This is a genomic window from Streptomyces sp. f51 (assembly GCF_037940415.1).
Classification (GTDB): Bacteria; Actinomycetota; Actinomycetes; order Streptomycetales; family Streptomycetaceae; genus Streptomyces.
The window spans coordinates 6,330,278-6,348,897 of record NZ_CP149798.1 but is presented as its reverse complement, the minus strand read 5'-3'; the positions used below and the strand labels follow the sequence as shown (position 1 = coordinate 6,348,897).

The 18,620-nt window shown below is 69.8% G+C and carries 9 protein-coding genes and 1 tRNA gene; 4 read left to right on the top strand and 6 right to left on the bottom strand.

The window, feature by feature from the left end; translation table 11 throughout:
• Positions 1 to 57 precede the first annotated feature (57 nt).
• Entirely contained in the window at positions 58 to 1,338 is a 1,281-nt protein-coding gene (locus WJM95_RS27475) for an Ig-like domain-containing protein (protein ID WP_339132481.1), read from the top strand.
• Between the two features lie 108 nt (positions 1,339 to 1,446).
• Here the strand turns inward: WJM95_RS27475 and WJM95_RS27470 are convergent, their stop codons facing one another.
• From WJM95_RS27470 to WJM95_RS27460, 3 genes are all read right to left on the bottom strand, one after another.
• Positions 1,447 to 1,803, bottom strand: coding sequence for a hypothetical protein (locus tag WJM95_RS27470; RefSeq protein ID WP_339132480.1), 357 nt, complete (start codon positions 1,801 to 1,803; stop codon positions 1,447 to 1,449).
• Positions 1,800 to 8,642, bottom strand: a complete 6,843-nt coding sequence (locus WJM95_RS27465) for an RHS repeat-associated core domain-containing protein (protein ID WP_339132479.1) — start codon at positions 8,640 to 8,642, stop codon at positions 1,800 to 1,802. The genes WJM95_RS27470 and WJM95_RS27465 overlap by 4 nt, the downstream gene beginning before the upstream one ends.
• A 778-nt stretch (positions 8,643 to 9,420) precedes the next feature.
• Positions 9,421 to 9,505, bottom strand: a tRNA-Leu gene (locus WJM95_RS27460).
• Positions 9,506 to 9,647: 142 nt separating this feature from the next.
• On the opposite strand from WJM95_RS27460, the gene WJM95_RS27455 reads away from it, so the two are divergent.
• Entirely contained in the window at positions 9,648 to 10,979 is a 1,332-nt protein-coding gene (locus WJM95_RS27455) for a DUF2254 domain-containing protein (RefSeq protein ID WP_339132478.1), read from the top strand.
• 148 nt (positions 10,980 to 11,127) lie between these two features.
• Here WJM95_RS27455 and WJM95_RS27450 read toward each other — a convergent pair whose 3' ends face one another.
• The 3 genes from WJM95_RS27450 to sucC all read right to left on the bottom strand — a co-directional run bounded on the left by WJM95_RS27450 (position 11,128) and on the right by sucC (position 14,993).
• Positions 11,128 to 12,771, bottom strand: coding sequence for an aldehyde dehydrogenase family protein (locus WJM95_RS27450; RefSeq protein ID WP_339132477.1), 1,644 nt, complete (start codon positions 12,769 to 12,771; stop codon positions 11,128 to 11,130).
• 141 nt (positions 12,772 to 12,912) lie between these two features.
• Entirely contained in the window at positions 12,913 to 13,851 is a 939-nt protein-coding gene (sucD, locus tag WJM95_RS27445; RefSeq protein WP_339132476.1) for a succinate--CoA ligase subunit alpha, read from the bottom strand.
• A gap of 11 nt (positions 13,852 to 13,862) precedes the next feature.
• Positions 13,863 to 14,993: an ADP-forming succinate--CoA ligase subunit beta gene (gene sucC / locus WJM95_RS27440; protein WP_339132475.1), complete on the bottom strand. Its 1,131-nt coding sequence runs from the start codon at positions 14,991 to 14,993 to the stop codon at positions 13,863 to 13,865.
• Between the two features lie 165 nt (positions 14,994 to 15,158).
• Here sucC and frc point away from each other — a divergent pair, with 165 nt between their 5' ends.
• Positions 15,159 to 16,391 (top strand): formyl-CoA transferase, encoded by a 1,233-nt coding sequence (gene frc / locus WJM95_RS27435; RefSeq protein ID WP_339132474.1) that lies wholly within the window; start codon positions 15,159 to 15,161, stop codon positions 16,389 to 16,391.
• A gap of 1 nt (position 16,392) precedes the next feature.
• A complete protein-coding gene (locus WJM95_RS27430) occupies positions 16,393 to 18,540 on the top strand; it encodes an acetate--CoA ligase family protein (RefSeq protein ID WP_339132473.1) in 2,148 nt (715 codons plus the stop codon).
• Positions 18,541 to 18,620 lie beyond the last annotated feature (80 nt).

Genomic DNA, 18,620 nt, shown 5'->3' with positions numbered 1-18,620 from the left:
TTGCCGCCTAGGTGACCGGCTCCAGCTATCCGACGACCAGCGGCATGGGAGAAGCGTTTGATCACCGTACGCAAGCGACGCACCGGACTGATGGCTACGGCCGGCGCACTCGCACTCACAGCGCTGGGCGGTACCAGCTACGCAGCCACCAACGGCACCGGGACCCACCCGGGCGCACAGGGGCAGACACAATCACAGACTCCGACGCAGACACCGGCACAGACGCCCACGCAGTCGGCGACGCCCCGGTCGGGCGCCCAGGACGCCTCCGACGCCCGAATAAGGATCACGCCCGGGCAGGAGGTCCACGGCGTCGCACTCAACGACGCCGTGCACGTCACCGTCAGCAACGGCCGGCTCACCAAGGTGACCATGACCGCCGTCGCGACCGGTACGGAGATTCCGGGCACGCTGTCCGCGGACGGCACGACCTGGAAGCCGAACGGCCCGCTGAAGGAGGCCACCAGCTATTCGGTCACCGCGGAGGCCGAGGACGCGCAGGGCCGTTCCGCCACGGAGGGCGCCTCGATCTCCACGGTCTCCCCGGTCAACGACTTCCTCGGGCACCTCTCCCCCGGGAACGGCTCGACCGTCGGCGTCGGCATGCCGGTGAGCTTCACCTTCGACAGGACGGTCCACGACAAGGCTGCCGTCGCGTCGCAGATCCAGGTCAGCTCCAGCAGCGGCCAGCAGGTCGTCGGCCACTGGCTCAACGGCAGCCGGCTCGACTTCCGCCCCGAGCACTACTGGAAGCCCGGCTCCACGGTCACCGTCAAGATGACCGTCAACGGGGTCCAGAAGACGGCCACGTTCAAGGTCGGGCGAAGCCAGGTCAGCACGGTCGACGCGAAGACGAAGCAGCTGACCGTCGTGCGGGACGGCAAGACGATCAAGACCATCCCGATCTCGTCCGGCAGCGCCGAGCACCCGACGTACAACGGTCAGCTGGTCATCGAGGAGAAGTTCACGCACGTCCACATGAACGGCGCGACCGTCGGCCTCACGGAGAAGGACGGCAAGCCCTCGTACGACATCAAGGCCGTGCCGCACGCCATGCGACTGACGGACTCGGGCACGTTCATCCACGGCAACTACTGGGGTGCCCCCTCGGTCTTCGGCAAGGTCAACACCAGCCACGGCTGCGTGGGCCTGAAGGACGCCAGGAACGCCGACGACCCCCGGACGCCCGCCGCGTGGTTCTTCAACCACTCGATGACAGGCGATGTCGTGATCGTCAAGAACTCCGCGGACAAGACCAAGGTGTCCCCGGACAACGGCCTCAGCGACTGGAACATGTCGTGGAACCAGTGGGTCTCGGGCAGCAGCACGTCCCACTGACCCGACACCGCTCATCGCTCACGGACGAAGCCCCGACGGAGACGGTTCCGTCGGGGCTTCTTCGGCATGTCGGAGTTCACCCCCACAGATGCCGGGAGTGATTCCTCATCAGCCCGCCGGATGGCCTGACTCGCGCATGAGGAACAGCGAGCTCTCGATCGCGCTCCGGAGCTGAGGTCGAGCACCGCCCATGTCCGCTTTGCCCATCAGGATCGAGAGGAACTCCCCGTCGGGATAACCCTGCACACCGGGATCCTTCGTCGCCCAGAGCTGCGACCAGATGACGATCATCATCTCGTTGCAGGCCCGAGCACACGGCAATGCGTCCGGTCCGCCCGGTCCACCCGGCCCGTCCTCGGCAAAGACATCTCGCGCCGAAACCCCTAGCCGATGCCCCATGGCCAGTAGGAACGTCTCCCGCGACGCGGACTTCAAGGCCGTCAGAAATTGATCGTGAATCGTCACTGGTCCATGCCCCAGAAGTCTTCGTCGGTCATTTTCTTCCCGCTGTAGGGCTCGCGCGGCAGCGAATCGACATCGTATCCACGCGACCGCAGAACCGAGACCCTGGTGTTTCCGTTCATGATGGTTCCGTCCGGCTTCGCTATCAGCGGCTCATGCGCGCCCGGCCTCAGTGAGAAGACTATGTCCTCGGTGTCCTGCTTGTGCCAGAAATCCAGCGAACTCTTGTCGAGAGAACTGTCCGGGTGGAGCGACTTCAGCGGAACGTCACACGCGTCGTCGGAATTGTGGACCAGGACCGGCGTGGCCCCCGCGAGGACATAGTACGTGTGGAGCTGCTCCACGGTGAGGTTGTACATCGCGGCGGAGCCGGCTAGCGCCTTTACCTCGACAAGGACAACATGCCTGTTTGCGGCCGTGTTGAGGTTGTGGCCCGGGGCCAGTTTCCCCGCACTCACCCAAGCATGTTCCGTGTCGTCCCAAAGGGGATGGAGGGACGTTGCGTGGAGCGTTTCGATCTTGCCGGTGTTGCTGCGGATCTTGAGGTCGATGAGATCTTCGTCGTGGTGGACGAAGTGGGCTACGACTCGACGCGGGCCGCGGTGCTTTCCTGTTTTCGGGTCAGCCGCTTCGACGCTGTCGCCAGGCGCGACCTTTCCGATCTTCTTGGTTTTTCCATCTTTCAGGAGAACACGGGTGTCGAAGCTGAAACTGCACGGTCCGCCGACCCTTTCACCGTCCGCTCCCCTGGAACCGCCTATCCTTCCCAGCCCCGAGCCGATTCCTTCGCCGCCGCCGACTCCGAGCGCCTCGATCCTCACCCCGAAGCCCATGGACATGTTGCGGAATTTCGCCATGAGGCTCTGCGGACAGGTCCTCATCTCGTAGCAGGTGTTCAGCGCGTACCAGCCGAGTTGCTGGGCAGCCGCTTCGGGGTTCTCACCGTTGGTGAAGTAGCCGGGCAGTGTGCCATTGGTGCTGCGGGACACGTCCAGATACCTGTTGAAGATGCGGACGAACTTGTCCCGGCCCTTCCACTTCACCGGTACGTCGACACCCGGGAAGACCGTGTCGGGGTTGTACTGGCTGTGCCCCTGGATGCCGCCGTTGCCGTTGCAGATGGTGCACGCGGGCTCGCCCTTGCGCTGGCCGGTGTAGCCGCGCCGCTCGGGGTCGCCGGCGACGGGGTAGCCGCTGCCGCACTGGTCGGGATGGCACAGACCGGTCGGGTCGCTGTTGGTGACGGGGTTGTCCCCGGCGTAGGTGTAGCCGCCGAGCTCCTGCGGGTCGCCGGCCTCCAGGACGGGGTCGACGCTGATGAACTGGCCCAGGGCGGGGTCGTACTTGCGGGCTCCGACGTCGGTGTAGCCGGTGCTGGTGTCCTGGGGTTTGCCGAGGTAGGAACGGGTGGGGTCGGGCCAGGTGGTGGTGTTGGCGCTGGTGCGTGGCTGGCCGTAGGGGGTGTACTGCTGGCGGGCGACCTGCTGGGTGGTGGTGTCCATCGAGAGGGTCGCGGTGCCGTGCGGGTCGTTGAACAGGTACTTCAGACCGCCGCCGGTGAGGCTGGAGCGGATGGCCACGGGGGTCCCGGCGCCGCCGTGGGTGTAGGTGCGGACGGCGCCGAGGAGGACGTTGGGGATGACGCCGGTGTTGGCGACGATCTGGGTGTCGCCCGCGAAGAGGGTGGTCTGGCCGGGGTCGCGGCGGATGAGCTGGTTGCCGTCGGCGTCGTAGAGGTACTTGGTGGTCGCCGGGCTGGAGCCGGTGGTGTCCACCTGCGCCAGGTGGCCCTCGTCGTCCCAGGTCAGGGTCTGACCGGGGCCGGTGGTGGGGGTGCGGGTGTGCAGGTTGCCGTCTTCGTCGTAGCCGAACTTCGTCGGGTTCGTGGCTCCGGTGGTGGCGGTCAGGGTGTGGGGCTGGGCGCCGGTGGAGTTGCAGCCGGTGGTGCAGCCGTCGGCGTAGGTGGTGGTGACGGTGCTGCCCGAGCCGCCGATGGCGTGGTCGACGCTCTGGTGGCGGTTGCCGATGGCGTCGTAGCCGAAGGACTGCCAGTAGGAGCCGGGCGTCGTGGTGAGGGTGCCGGACGTGGGCGGGCTGGCGGCGCAGTTGTCCTTGCCGGTCCAGGCGTCGGTGAGCCGGTCCAGGGCGTCGTAGCTGTAGCACTGCTGGTCGGTGACGGTGTTGCCGGTCTCCGACTGCTGGTCGGTGATGGAGGTCGGGTTGCCTGAGGCGTCGTAGGTGTACGTGGTGTCGTCGACCGTCGGACCGGGTGCCTGGGTCCGGCTGATGATGCGCTCGGTCGGCCGCAGGGTCTGGTCGTCGTAGTGGTACGTGGTCGTGGCGGGGTTCGTCGAGGCGCCCTGGGTGACCTGGGACGGCGCCCCGTAGTCCGTGTAGACGGTGCCGTCGACGTAGACGCCGGCGCTGCTGGTGGTTCGCGTGGGGTTGCCGAGTGCGTCGTGCTCGTAGGTGATGGTCTCGTTGTTCAGGCCCTGGGTGCGCGGGTCCGACCGGGTCGCCGGGAGCTGGTCCTTGGCGGTGTAGGTGTAGGTCGTGGTGTACGTCGTCGGCAGCGGGGCCTCGGACGCCGGCAGCGTGATCGTCGTGCCCGTCGGCTTGCCGAGGGTGGTGTAGCCGGTGGCGGCGACCGTGTACCCGCCGGTGACGCCCTGCACGTAGCGGGTCGACGAGGTCGGCAGGCCGATGCGCTTCGTGTCGTACGTCCAGGAGGCGAACTGGAAGTTGGACTTCGACTTGTCGCTGCCGGTGAGCTTGCGGCCCAGGAGGTCGTAGGTGTAGTCGAGTTCGACCTGCTTGGCGTCCGTGGTGGAGACCAGGTTGCCGGCGTCGTCGTAGCCGTAGCTGCTCTTGCCCGCGTCCGGGTCGTTCTGGGACTTCTTGCGTCCGAGCAGGTCGTAGTCGAACGTCCACACCGTCTTGTCGGGGCCGGTGATCCGGTGCTGCCGGCCCGCGGCGGTGTAGCCGTAGGTGGTGGCCGAGGCGGTGCCGCCGGTGACGGTGAAACCGTTCGCCGCGGTACCGGACAGGCTGGGTGCGGCCGTGTACTGGTCCAGTTCGGTGGTCTGGCCGCGCGCGTCGACGACCTTGGAGGTGGCCACGCCGCCCTTGGGCGGCAGGACGGTGGCCCTGTCCCCGGTGTAGGCGGTGGTCGAGGACCAGGTTTTGGATCCGTTGTGTTCCTCGGTGACCAGGTCGGCCCGGCCCTGCCCGTCGTGGTCGGTGACCGTGGTGTCGGGAATGGACACCTGGGAGACCGGGATCAGGCTGCCGCGGGGGCTGCCGGCCACGAAGAACGCGTTGTTGGTGGAGACCGTCCAGCCGTGGGAGTCGTACTGGGTGTCCGAGACCGCGGTACTCGAGTTCTCTCCCGTCGTCTGTACCTGAAGCGGCCTCAGCATCGCGTCGTACAGGGTCTCACTCGTCTGGTAACCGCCGTTGTCCAGAAGCGTGTTGGTGGTGACGATCGGGGGCTGCTGGGACAGGTTGTAGCTGTAGGTCGTGTTCGCGGGCGCACTGGCGGACTTGCTCTCGTTGGGCAGCCACACCCCGGTCAGGCGGCCCAGCGCGTCGTACGTGAGCGAGGTGAGCAGGCCGCCCGCGTCCGTCTTGGCGGTGGGCAGGGACCGGGCCGGGTCCACGGTGTTGCCGGTGAGCCGGCAGTCCTTGGACGACACGGTGACCGCCGAGCAGTCGACGCCCGGGGTGACCTGGGTGACGCTCGTGCTGCCCGTGGGCAGCGCGCCACTGGCCGGGGTGTAGGAGGTGAAGACGGTCTGGGCGAGGCTCTTGCCGTCCGGTGACGTGGAGTTGGGAGTACGCGTGACCTTAGTCGGGCGACCGTAGGAGTCGTACCGGGTGGCGGCCTGATCCACGAAAGCGGTGGCCGTGGCACCGTCGGCGGAGGATGCCTGCTGGACCAGGGTGGCATCACCGATCTTGGGCAGGGCGGGATTCGTCTGCCCGTCGCCGTCGTAGGCGAAGCCGTTGGTGTCGTAGGAGGTGCGGGTGTCGGAGATCAGGGTGCCGCTCGGAGTCGCGCCGGCGCTCGAACAGTCCTGGGCCGTGGTGACGGTCTCGGCGGGCACCACCACCGTGTCGGCACCGCCCGTGAGATAGCGGGTGTAGGTGCACTTCGCGACGTTGTCGCTGTCGGCGGTCTCCCCCCGGTCGTCGACCTGCACGGGTGCGCCGGTCGTCGGCTTGCCCAGGGTGGTGTTGTAGAAGGTGTCCGTCTCGGTCCTGCGCCAGCCGTAGGACACGGCCTGACGGGTCAGCGACTTGGCGGTGCGGACCATCTGCGCCGTCAGGTCCGGCACGCCGCTTCGGCTGCGGACCGCCGTCGGGCCGATGACCTTGGGCACGGTGACGACGGCCTTGTCCAGGCCGCCCGTGGCGCTGGTGTAGGTGTCGGTCTCGAAGGTCTGTCCGGCCAGCGCGTCGTCGTCGGTGACCGAGGTGGCACCGTCCTGGCTGGTCAGGTCGGGCACCGAGCGGGTCTTGCCGCCGGGGAGCGTGTCCCCGTTCATGCCGAGGAAGTAGTACGACTTCGTGAGCGTCTTCTGGTCGTGGACCTTGGCGCCGTCGGTGTAGTGGAAGACGTTCGGGTCACCGGTGGTGACGTCCACCTCCGGGTAGCCGCGGAACTGGCCCCAGGTGCGGTTCTTCGCTTTGACGAGTTCGTTGTCGTCGTAGTGCCAGCCCGGGTTGCCCTTGTAGGCGTAGTCGGTCTCCAGCTCCGGCTGGGTGCCGTCCTGGTAGGAGTTGCTCGTGTCCGTGGTGACGACCGAGGAGACCTTGTACTTGTAGAACCAGTCCAGCCACGGCGCGGGCTGTCCGTCGGGGGTCCAGTACACCGGGAAGCAGGACAGGGTGTTGGTGGAGGCGAAGGTCTGGGCGGCCGCGTCGGCGGGGTCGTTGGGGTCGCCGGCCGGGGCGCTGGAGCAGTTCGGCCGGTCGTAGGTGACGGTCGTCTGGGCGCCGGTCTCGCTGGTGACCGTCTGGATGCGGTCGTGGTACATCAGCGGCATCTGCGGGATCGTGCCGACCCGGTTGGCCAGTTGCAGCGGCGGGTCGAAACTCAGCGCCGGAGTGGAGGCGCTGCCCGACGCTCCGCCCAGGGTGTCCAGGCCGGTGTGCTGGAGGGAGTCCAGCCACAGGGTGGGGGCGTGGTCGCCCCCGTCCGGGAAGGACTGGGTGAAGGTGAACTTGTCGACCTGCTGGGTCGCTCCGCCCACCTGGATCTGCGTGGTGATCGACGTCAGGCGTCTACGGGACCAGAAGCTCGGGCCGTGGTTGGTGCAACTGGTGGAGTCCTTGGAGCAATTGAGGTCGACCGGCACGTCGGGCCAGTAGGCGGCGTTGGCGGGCGTGAACTGACTGTCCGCGCAGGTGTTGCCCGACGGGGTGCCCGGGATGCAGCGCTCCGCAGTGTCGAAGACGATCTGCTCAGGCGCGGTACCCGAGTAGACCGTCGAGGCGGTCATGCCGTAGTCGATCCGGGACAGGGTGCCGCCGCGCGTGTAGGCGACCGCGGTGTCCTTCATGTCCGCGCCGTAGTACCCGGTCTCCGGCGCGTAGTACCAGGCCGTGGCGTTGCCGTGGGTGTCGACCACGTAGTCCAGATTGAAGCGGTAGCCCAGCGTGCAGGAGGTGGCGGCGAAGTCCGTGCTGTCCGGGCAGTCGGAGACGCCGCTGTGCGCGTGGTGGACCGGCTCGGTCCACACCGACTTCGTCTCGTCCTTGCCGCCGGCCCAGCCCGGCAGCCGGTTGCGGCCGAAGAAGTACTGCACCCCGCCCTCGGTGACCTTGAAGTACTCCCCGTTCGCCGTACCGTTCGTGGCACCGCTCAGGTCCTCGATCTTGGTGGTGGCACTGTCCTCGGCGGAGTGGAAGGTCTTGGTCGCGCCGTCGTAGACGACGTCGGTGGACATGCCGTTGAGCGACAGGGTGAGGATCTGCCCCGCCCAGCACTGGTCGCCGTCGTTCTTCGGCGCCCCCGACGACGAGTCGTCCTTGCAGGGCTTGTAGGTGCGCTCGACATAGTTCTCCGCCGAGGTCCAGCCGTCACCCAACCACGAGGACTGGTTGTTGGTGCCCTCGGTACGCGCGTCCTGGGTGGAGGAACTGTAGGAGAGATCGACGTTCGGGGCCACGCCGCCGATCGCCGGGGGCACCGAGATCGGATAGCTGTAGGTGAACGCGCCCGTGTTCCCCGAGGTCGACCAGGAACCGCCGGGCGACAGGCTGGTCGCCGCGTAGTCGCCGGACGAACCCGACGCGCCCGAAGTGGCCGCCATGACCACCATGGCGCCGGACGGCGTCGCCGCCGACCGGGCGGAGCCCGCGGCATCCGCCCCCGCCGTGCTCGGGCCCGGAACGGTGACCTGCGCGGACAGCGGCGTCCCGGGAGTGGTGCGTACCGCGGTCTGGACCTGGCACTTGGCCAGCTTGGGCGTGGTCAGCGCGCACGCCGGCAGCTGGACCAGGTGCAGACGGGAGGCGAAGTCACCGCCGAAGGCGTAGCGGAACGAGGAGTCGTCGACCCGTAGCGCGATCTTTCCGCCACCGGGGCTGGTGCGCCGGAGACCGAAGAGCAGACCGTGCACGCCGACCGCCCGTGCCGCCTTCTGATCCAGCACGGTCACCCGCACGCGCTGCGATCCGGTGGCGGTGCCGCTCGCCTTGGCCCCTGCCTCCGCGACGCCACCGAGCAGGACGGGAGTGCCCTTGGCCCGTACCTGAGCCGCTTTCGAGGTCAGCCGCGTCGAGGCGGGGGCGACCGGCAGGGTGACCAGGGAACTGGCCGGCCCGGGGAGCTTCATATGCCCGCCGGGATCAAAATGCTTGAAACCCTTGGGAGTCGAGCCCCAATGGGCCCTTCGGTGGGTCAAGGGGACTCGTTTGTTCTGCGGAGCCGAGGGCATCTTCACGTGCCGCTCGACCGACGCGGCCGCGGTGGCCACCCCGGCCGGAAGCAGGCTCACCACCAGGGCGCCGGCCATCACCGCCGCCGTGCGCCGAACCCGCCGGGCGGCTAAGCCTGCCCGCCCGCTTGTCCACCCCGAAATCCGCGCCATTCTTGCGCCCCCTCCTGGACCCCTGACACACAAGTCGCCTCTGTGGCAAGGGATTTACGTGCACATCAAAGAGGGAGGCATCAGTCAGCCATGCCTCCCGCAGAGGTTCACGCTATGGCGTCACTGCGGGCCGCTTTACAAAGGATCTCCATACGAACAGCAAAGGAATCACCCAGAGCGGGGCCGATCAGTGACCGACCTCGCCGAGGCCCGTCGCCAGGGGCGAGGACGAGTCAGCCCGGCACGCCGCTCGGCGGGAAGGGATCGCCGGCAGTCGGACCACGAGCGAGCCACTGTGCGGCTGAACAGGCACATGACCGTGACCCGGTTCCTCACCGCGGTGCTCACCGGTGAGATCCGGTCGGAGATTCTGTGGGACCGGCGGTTGCCCCCGGACTCCATTTCCGCCGGCCTGCCCTCGAACCGCCACAGGGAATCGCTGGAATCCCCACGAAAACGCACATAGGGCCGCGACCATGTGGTCGAGGCCCTCATCTGCGTGTCGCTACAGCGAGTGTAGAAGTGTCCGAGGGGGGACTTGAACCCCCACGCCCGATAAAGGGCACTAGCACCTCAAGCTAGCGCGTCTGCCATTCCGCCACCCGGACAAGGTGTCTGCCGCCTGGCCGGGGGTGTTCCCCGCGGCGACATGGACAACAATACCAAGGTTTCGGAGTGCCTTTCACCTGCATATCCGGGCCCACGGAGCGGGTCCGCGGACCTCGGTGGGGGTGCGCCTACAGTCGCACCATGGGTGACTGGATGACTACCGGCGGTCTGCGGGAAGGGCGGCGGCCCAGGGCACTGTCGCCGTGGCGGGAGCATCTGCGGGACACGTTCTGGTTCGCGCCCACCGCGGCCATGGTGCTGGTCTTCGTGGTGTGGGCGGTGGCGACCGGGATCGACACCGCGATCGTCGACTCGCTGCGCGACGCCCGCGACTACGACACCCTCGACGATCTGCTGCGGCTGGCGGAGGACGCGAAGGCCGTCGTGACCGTCGTCAGCTCGGCGATGATGACCTTCATCGGTGTGGTCTTCAGCATCTCGCTGGTCGCCGTGCAGATGGCGAGCGGGCAGTTCAGTCCGCGGGTGGTCCGGATCTTCGTACGGAGCAGGATCACCAAGGCCACCTTCGCCGTGTTCCTGGCCACGTTCCTGCTGTCGCTGCTCGTGCTGACCTCGTACGAGGGACAGACCGAGGCGCGGTACGTGACCTCGATCCCGCTGATCCAGTCGGTGCTGACGCTCACGATGCTGGGGCTGAGCCTGCTGCTCTTCGTGCTGTACGTGAACCAGACCCTGCGGCTCATGCGCATCAGCCACGTCATCGACCGGATCACCCGCGAGGCGTTCAAGGTCATGGCGCGCATGCCCGTGGGCCGCTCGACCGGCGAGGAGGAGACGCTCGGTCCCGAGACCGCCCTGGTCGCCCACCACGGGCGGGCCGGTGTCCTGCGGGACGTGAACATCACCCGGCTGGTGCGGGCGGCCCGGCAGGAGGGCGTCGTCCTGAGGCTGATCCCGCGGATCGGGGACTTCGTCGTACCGGGCACACCCCTGTTCGCCGTGCACGGAGGCCGTGCACCGGCCGGGCGCTCCCTCGGCCGGACCGTGTCCGTCGGGGTGGAGCGCACCTTCCACCAGGACTTCGCGTTCGGGCTGCGGCAGCTGTCCGACATCGGCCTGCGGGCCCTGTCGGCCGCGGTGAACGACCCGACCACGGCCGTGCAGGCGATCGACCGCATCGTGCAGTTCCTGACGGCCGTCGCCGGCCGGCCCCTCGACGCGGCGCTCCATCGCGACCGGGGCGGGAACGTGCGGCTGGTGCAGCCGGTGCCCGGGTGGACCCAGCTCGTCGATCTCGGGTTCGCCGAGATCCGCGGCTGCGCCGTGGGCACACCGCAGGTCACCCGGCGTCTGCTCGCCGGGCTCGACGATCTGGCCGCGATCGCTCCCGCGGACCGCCGTGAGCCCCTGCTCCGGCATCGCGCGCTGCTCGTCGAGGCCGTGGAGCGCTCGGTCGCCGAGCCTTCGGACCGCGCCTTCGCGCTGCGACCGGACCGGCAGGGCATCGGGTGACCGCTCGGAGTCGTGGCCTCCGGTGACCGCGCTCGGTCCCGGCGTCGGGTGGCCTGGCGGACCCGGCGCCGGGCGCCGGGCGCCCCAGCGCCCCAGCGCCCCAGCGCCCCAGCGCATCAGGGCATCAGGGCATCAGGGCATCAGGGCATCAGGGCATCAGGTGATAGTCCGGGAAGTTGCCCGGCAGCCGCTCCCCCGACGGTCCTTGCGTCACCGCCCGCACCAGGAGTTCCCCGCCCACGAAGGCGCCGCGCCACGACGCTCCGAAGCCGCCGAAGAGCTCGTCGCGGTCGCCCCGGGAGCGGGGCCGGCCCCGGCCGACCTTGAAGGCGCGGATCTGGGGGGCCAGCCGGGTGTACGTCTCCTCGTCGTCCGTGGACAGCGTGGCGACCAGCGCTCCGTTCGAGGCGTTCATCGCGGCGAGGAGTTCGGCCTCGGTGTCGACCAGGACGATGGTGTCGACCGGGCCGAAGGGTTCCGCGTGGTGCAGCGGTGACGAGGGGGGCGGATTGAGGAGCGTGACGGGCTGGACGTACGCGGCCGTGTCCTGTCCCGGCAGGAAGCGGGCGTCGGAGGGCCTGCCGCGGTACAGCGGGACGGCGCCGCGGTCGATGGCCTCGGCGACCTGGTCCGTCAGCTCCTTGGCCTTGGCCGCGTTGATGAGCGGGCCGAAGTCCAGCGAGGGGAAGGGGTCGTCGGGCAGCTCGACGGCGAGCGGGTGGCCGGTGCGCAGGGTGCGTACGGCCGGCAGGTACGCGGCGAGGAATTCGTCGAACAGGGCACGCTGGACGACGAAGCGCGGGTAGGCGGTGCAGCGCTGCTTGCCGTAGTCGAAGAGCTTGGGCACGACGGCCGTCAGGGCGTCCCAGTCGCTGAAGTTCCAGACGCCCCAGGTGTTGAGCCCCTCCTGTTCGAGGACGTGGCGCTTGCCGAGGTCGGCGACCGCGGTGGCCACGGCGGCGCCGGTGTCCCGGCCGCCGACGAAGGAGACGCAGCCGATCTCGGGCGCGCGCACGAGCGCCTCCGACAGTTCGCCCCCGCTGCCGCTGACCAGGGTGAGCGGGATGCCCTCGCGCACGGCGAGCGCGCAGGCCAGGGTCAGACAGGCGACTCCGCCGTCGGTGGGGGTCTTGGCGATGACCGCGTTGCCCGCGAGCGCCTGCACCAGCATCGCGTGGACGAGAACGCTCATCGGGTAGTTCCAGCTGGCGATGTCGGAGACGGGTCCGTCGAGCGGGGTCCTGCCCTCCAGCATGGGTTCGACGCCGTCGACGTACCAGCGCACGCCGTCGATGGCGCGGTCCACGTCGGCGCGGGCCAGCCGCCAGGGCTTCCCGATCTCCCAGACCAGCAGGAGGGCGAGCAGTTCACGGTGTTCCGTGAGCGCGTCGAGGGCCGCCGCGACACGGGCCCGGCGCTCGGCGAGGGGCACATGCCGCCAGGCGCGGTGCTGGTCGAGGGAGGCACGGACGGCCGAGCGGGCGGTGGCGCCGTCGAGCCGTGGCGGTCCGGCGATGGGGCTGCCGTCGACGGGGCTGGTGGCGGGCATGGCCCGGCCGTCGGCCTGCCAGCCGGAGTTCCAGAGGTTGAGGACCCGGTCGTCGCGGAACGCCTCGGGGGCGACGGCGAGGGACCGCCGCCAGGCGTCGCTCCAGGACGTACCGGACTTGAGGACGAGAGGGGTCGCGGCGAGGGGGCCGGGACGGGGTGGCGTGGGACCGGACGGGTCGGGGTCGGAAGGACCGGAGCCGGGAGGGCTGGGGTCGGAAGGGCTGGGGTCGGGGGTGGGCATCGGGTGTCTCCGCTCTCGGTGCACAGTCGGGGGCGGGGGCCCGGATCCTGCCGGACGGCAGGCCGCACGGGCCGCGCGAACAGTCGTCGCGTACATGAGGGAACGTAACGGGGCCCTGCGGCTTCCGACAGTCACCGCGCATTAACTATGAGTGACATCACTCGGGGTCGCCCGGCCGGCCAGCCGCGCCCGGACCAGCCCTGCCGTCCCCGTCGGGGTCTCGCCGACCCGCACGCCGGCCGCCTCCAGTGCCGTCTTCTTGGCCCGCGCGGTGCCCGAGGAGCCCGAGACGATGGCCCCGGCGTGCCCCATCGTGCGGCCCTCGGGGGCGGTGAAGCCGGCGATGTAGCCGACGACGGGCTTGGTGACGTGATCACGTATGTACGCGGCCGCCCGTTCCTCGGCGTCGCCGCCGATCTCCCCGACGAGAACGATCATCTCGGTGTCGGGGTCCTCCTCGAAGGCGGCCAGGCAGTCGATGTGGGAGGTGCCGACGACGGGGTCGCCGCCGATGCCCACACAGGTCGAGAAGCCGATGTCCCGCAGGTCGTGCATGAGCTGGTAGGTGAGGGTGCCGGACTTGGACACCAGGCCGATCGGTCCGGGGCCGGTGATGTCGGCGGGGATGATGCCCGCGTTCGAGCGTCCCGGGGAGATCAGGCCGGGGCAGTTGGGGCCGACGACGCGGGTGCCCCGGGCGGCGGCGTGCGCGCGGAGCGCGACGGAGTCGTGCACGGGGATGCCCTCCGTGATGACGACGGCGAGGGCGATCCCGGCGTCGGCGGCCTCCCGTACGGCCGCCCGGGCGAAGGGGGGCGGCACGAACACGACGCTCACGTCGGCGCCCGTCGCCCGCATCCCCTCGCGCACCGAACCGAAGACGGGGACGGTCCTCGGCGCGCTCCCCCGCCCCTCGGTGCCGGGAACGTCGAACTCCACGGCCAGACCCGCCTTGCGCGGATTGACGCCACCGACGATCTCCGTGCCGGCGGCGAGCATGCGCCGGGTGTGCCGCATCCCCTCGGCGCCGGTCATGCCCTGGACGAGGACCTTGGAGTCCTCGGTGAGAAACACGGCCATGTCCCGCTCCTTCAGCTGGTGTGGGCCAGTTCGGCGGCGAGACGGGCGGCCTCGTCCATGGTGGCGGCCTGGTGCACGAGCGGGTGCGCCCGGTCCGTGAGGACGGCACGGCCACGGGCCGCGTTGTTGCCGTCGAGGCGGACCACGATCGGCTTGGCCGGCCGTACGGTGTCCAGGGCCGCCACGATGCCCTCGGCCACCGTGTCGCAGGCGGTGATGCCGCCGAAGACGTTGACGAGGACGGACCTGACGCCGGGGTCGGACAGGACGACGGACAGTCCGTCCGACATGACCCGCGCGGAGGCTCCGCCGCCGATGTCGAGGAAGTCGGCGGGACGGGCGCCGCTGCCGGCCACGACGTCGAGCGTCGACATCACGAGGCCCGCGCCGTTGCCGATGACCCCGACCTCGCCGTCCAGCCGCACGTAGGTGAGGCCCCTGGCCGCGGCGGCGGCCTCCAGCGGGTCGTCGTGCGGGGTCTCCCGTCCGCTCCAACGCGCGTGGCGGAAAAGGGCGTTGTCGTCGAGCGACACCTTGCCGTCCAGGGCCACGAGCTGTCCCCCGGTGGTGCGGACGAGCGGGTTCACCTCGACGAGGAGGGCGTCCTCTCGCGTGAGCACCTGCCAGAGGCGCGCGAGGACGCCGGCCGTCCGCGGGGGCAGTCCGGCCGCCCGGACGATCTCGGCCGCCTTCTCCTCGGTGACGCCCTCCGCGGGGTCAACGGGGACGCGTGCCACCGCCTCCGGCCGGGCCGCGGCCACCTCCTCGATCTCGGTGCCGCCCTCGGCGGAGGCGATCGCCAGGAAGCGTCCGGCGGCGCGATCGAGGACGTACGAGACGTAGAACTCGCTCTCGATGTCGACGGGTTGGGCGAGCATCACCGTCCGGACCGGGTGGCCCCCGATGGTCATGCCGAGGATCTCGCGCGCCACGCGTTCGGCGGCGTCCGGGTCCTCGGCGAGCCGCACTCCGCCGGCCCTGCCGCGCCCGCCGGTCCTGACCTGGGCCTTGACGACGACCCGGCCGCCGAGCTCGCAGGCGATGTCCCGGGCCACGCCCGGCGAGTCCGCGATCTCGGCCCTCGGTACCAACACACCGTGTTCCGCGAAGAGTTGACGCGCCTGATGTTCGTACAGGTCCACGATTCGGCTCCTGTCCTGAAAGTGGTGCGCGACCCCTGGACATCACCCATCGGATGCGGGATAACCATCTTCATACAGTATTCGTCGACTGTATGCAATGTACGAACCTGACCCACCGCCGGCTCCATCGGGGCGGCTCAAGGCAACGGACAAGTGAGGTGACCTGTGACGACCAAGGCTCTCGAAGGCATCCGGGTCCTGGACATGACGCACGTTCAGTCCGGCCCCTCGGCGACCCAGTTGATGGCATGGCTCGGCGCCGACGTGGTCAAACTGGAGGCGCCTGCCGGTGACATCACCCGCACCCAGCTGCGGGACATCCCGGACGCCGATTCCCTCTACTTCACCATGCTCAACAGCAACAAGCGCAGCATCACCCTCAACACCAAGACCGAGCGCGGCAAACAGCTCCTGACCGAGCTGATCCGCCGCTCCGACGTCCTGGTGGAGAACTTCGGCCCCGGCGCGATCGACCGCATGGGCTTCACCTGGGACCGCGTCCGCGAGATCAACCCGCGGATCGTCTACGCCTCCATCAAGGGCTTCGGGGACGGCCCCTACACCGACTTCAAGGCGTACGAGGTGGTGGCGCAGGCCATGGGCGGCTCCATGGCCACCACAGGATTCGAGGACGGCCCCCCACTGGCCACCGGAGCCCAGATCGGTGACTCGGGCACCGGTGTCCACGCCGTCGCCGCCGTCCTCGCCGCGCTCCTCCAGCGCACCCGCACCGGACGCGGCCAGCGCGTCAACGTGGCCATGCAGCACGCCGTCCTCAACCTCTGCCGGGTCAAGCTGCGCGATCAGCAGCGGCTGGCCCACGGGCCGCTCGCGGAGTACCCGAACGAGGACTTCGGCGACGAGGTCCCCCGCTCGGGCAACGCCTCCGGCGGCGGCCAGCCCGGCTGGGCCGTCAAGTGCGCGCCCGGCGGCCCCAACGACTACGTCTACGTCATCGTCCAGCCCGCCGGCTGGGGGCCGATCACCCGGCTCATCGGCCGTCCCGAACTGGCCGACGACCCGGGCTGGTCCACCCCTCGGGCCCGGCTGCCGAGGCTCGCCAAGATGTTCCAGCTCATCGAGGAGTGGACCGTCACGCTGCCCAAGTGGCGGGTGCTGGAGGAACTCAACGCCGAGAGCATCCCGTGCGGACCGATCCTGTCCACCAAGGAGATCATCGAGGACGCCTCGCTCGCCGCCAACGGCATGGTCGTCGAGGTCGAGCATCCCGGGCGCGGCACCTACGTCACCGTCGGCAGCCCGCTCAAACTCTCCGACTCCCCCGTCGACATCACCGCCTCCCCGCTGCTCGGCGAGCACAACGAGGAGATCTACATCGGTGAACTCGGCCTCGGTGAAGAGGAATTGACGCTTCTCAAGTCGGGCGGGGTGATCTGAGATGGCGGACCGGGACCGGGTGGCGAGGGTACGGGCGCTCCTCGACGGCGTCCGGCGCCAGGGGCGCGCCGCGCTGACGGCGCCGGAGGGCAAGGAGGTCGCCGACGCCTACGGGATCGCCGTACCCGGCGAGGCCCTGGCCCGCGACGAACAGGAGGCGGTCGCCCACGCGGAACGCCTCGGCGCACCCGTCGTGATGAAGATCGTCTCCCCCGACATCCTGCACAAGACCGACGCGGGCGGGGTGCTGGTCGGTGTCGAGGGGGCGGCGGACGTACGGGCCGCCTTCCGGACGCTGGTCGCCAACGCCCGTTCGTACGACGTCCGTGCCCGGATCGACGGCGTCCAGGTGCAGGAACTGATCCCGCCCGGACAGGAGGTCATCGTCGGCGCGGTGACGGACCCGACGTTCGGGAAGGTCGTCGCCTTCGGGCTCGGCGGTGTGCTGGTCGAGGTGCTCGAGGACGTCACCTTCCGGCTCGCCCCGGTGGACACCGGCAAGGCGCTGTCGATGCTCGACTCCATCCGTGCGGCCCGGATCCTGCGCGGGGTGCGCGGCGGGCCGGCGGTGGACCGGGCGGCCCTCGCCGAGCAGATCCGCCGGGTCTCCGAACTCGTCACGGACTTCCCCGAGATCGCCGAGGTGGACCTCAACCCGGTGATCGCCTCCCCGGGCGGCGCGATCGCGGCGGACATCCGTGTGCTCCTCGGCGCCGGCCCGGCGGCCGGGCGGCGCCGCTACACCCGGACGGAGATCCTCGCCTCCATGGACCGGCTGATGCGGCCGCGATCGATCGCCGTGATCGGCGCGTCCGACGTCCCGGGCAAGATCGGGCACGCGGTGCTGCGCAACCTCGTGGACGGGGGCTTCGCGGGCGAGATCCATCCGGTGAACCCCAGGGCGGACGACATCCAGGGCCGCAAGGCCTACGCGAGTGTCACGGACATCCCCGGCGACGTGGACGTCGCGGTGTTCGCGGTTCCCGCCCGGGCGGTGCCACGCGTCCTGGAGGAGGCCGGACGCAAGAACATCCCCAACGCCGTCCTGATCCCCTCCGGATTCGCGGAGACCGGCGAACAGGGACTCCAGGACGAGATCACGGCCATCGGCGAGCGGTACGGCATCCGGCTGCTCGGCCCGAACATCTACGGCTACTACTCGACCTGGCAGGACGTGTGCGCCACCTTCTGCACTCCGTACGACGTGAAGGGCGGGGTCGCGCTCACCTCGCAGTCCGGCGGCATCGGCATGGCCGTCCTCGGGTTCGCGCGGACCACGAAGACGGGTGTCTCGGCGATCGTCGGTCTCGGCAACAAGGCGGACCTGGACGAGGACGACCTGCTCACGTGGTTCGGCGAGGACCCGCACACCCGGTGCGTGGCGATGCACCTGGAGGACCTCAAGGACGGCCGCGCCTTCGTGGAGGCGGCCCGCGCCACCGTCCCGAAGAAGCCCGTCGTGGTCCTGAAGGCAGGGCGGACCGCCGCCGGGGCGCGGGCCGCGGGCTCGCACACCGGAGCCCTCGCGGGCGACGACGCCGTCTACGACGACATCCTCCGGCAGGCGGGCGTCATCAGGGCTCCCGGCCTGACCGACCTGCTGGAGTACGCGCGCGCCCTGCCGGTGCTGCCCGCTCCCCGGGGCGACAACGTCGTGATCATCACGGGCGCCGGCGGAAGCGGTGTCCTGCTGTCCGACGCGGTGACCGACAACGGACTGTCCCTCATGGAGATCCCGCCGGATCTCGACGCGGCCTTCCGGGAGTTCATCCCGCCCTTCGGCGCCGCGGGCAACCCGGTGGACATCACGGGCGGGGAGCCGCCGTCGACGTACGAGGCCACGATCCGGCTCGGCCTCGCGGACCCGCGCGTCCACGCGCTCGTCCTCGGCTACTGGCACACGATCGTGACCCCGCCCATGGTCTTCGCCGAGCTCACCGCGCGGGTGGTGGCCGAGTTCCGCGAACGCGGCGTCGAGAAGCCCGTGGTGGCGTCGCTCGCGGGCGACGTCGAGGTCGAGGAGGCGTGCCGGTACCTGTACGAGCGGGGTGTCGTGGCCTACCCGTACACCACCGAGATGCCGGTGGCCGTGCTCGGCGCGAAGTACCACTGGGCGCGCGCGGCGGGACTGCTGGGGGGCCGCTCATGACATGAGGACGCGCGGGTCCGGCCGACGGTGCGCGTCGGCAGGACCCGGGACCCGCGGGCGCACGAAAGACATGTGGCAGG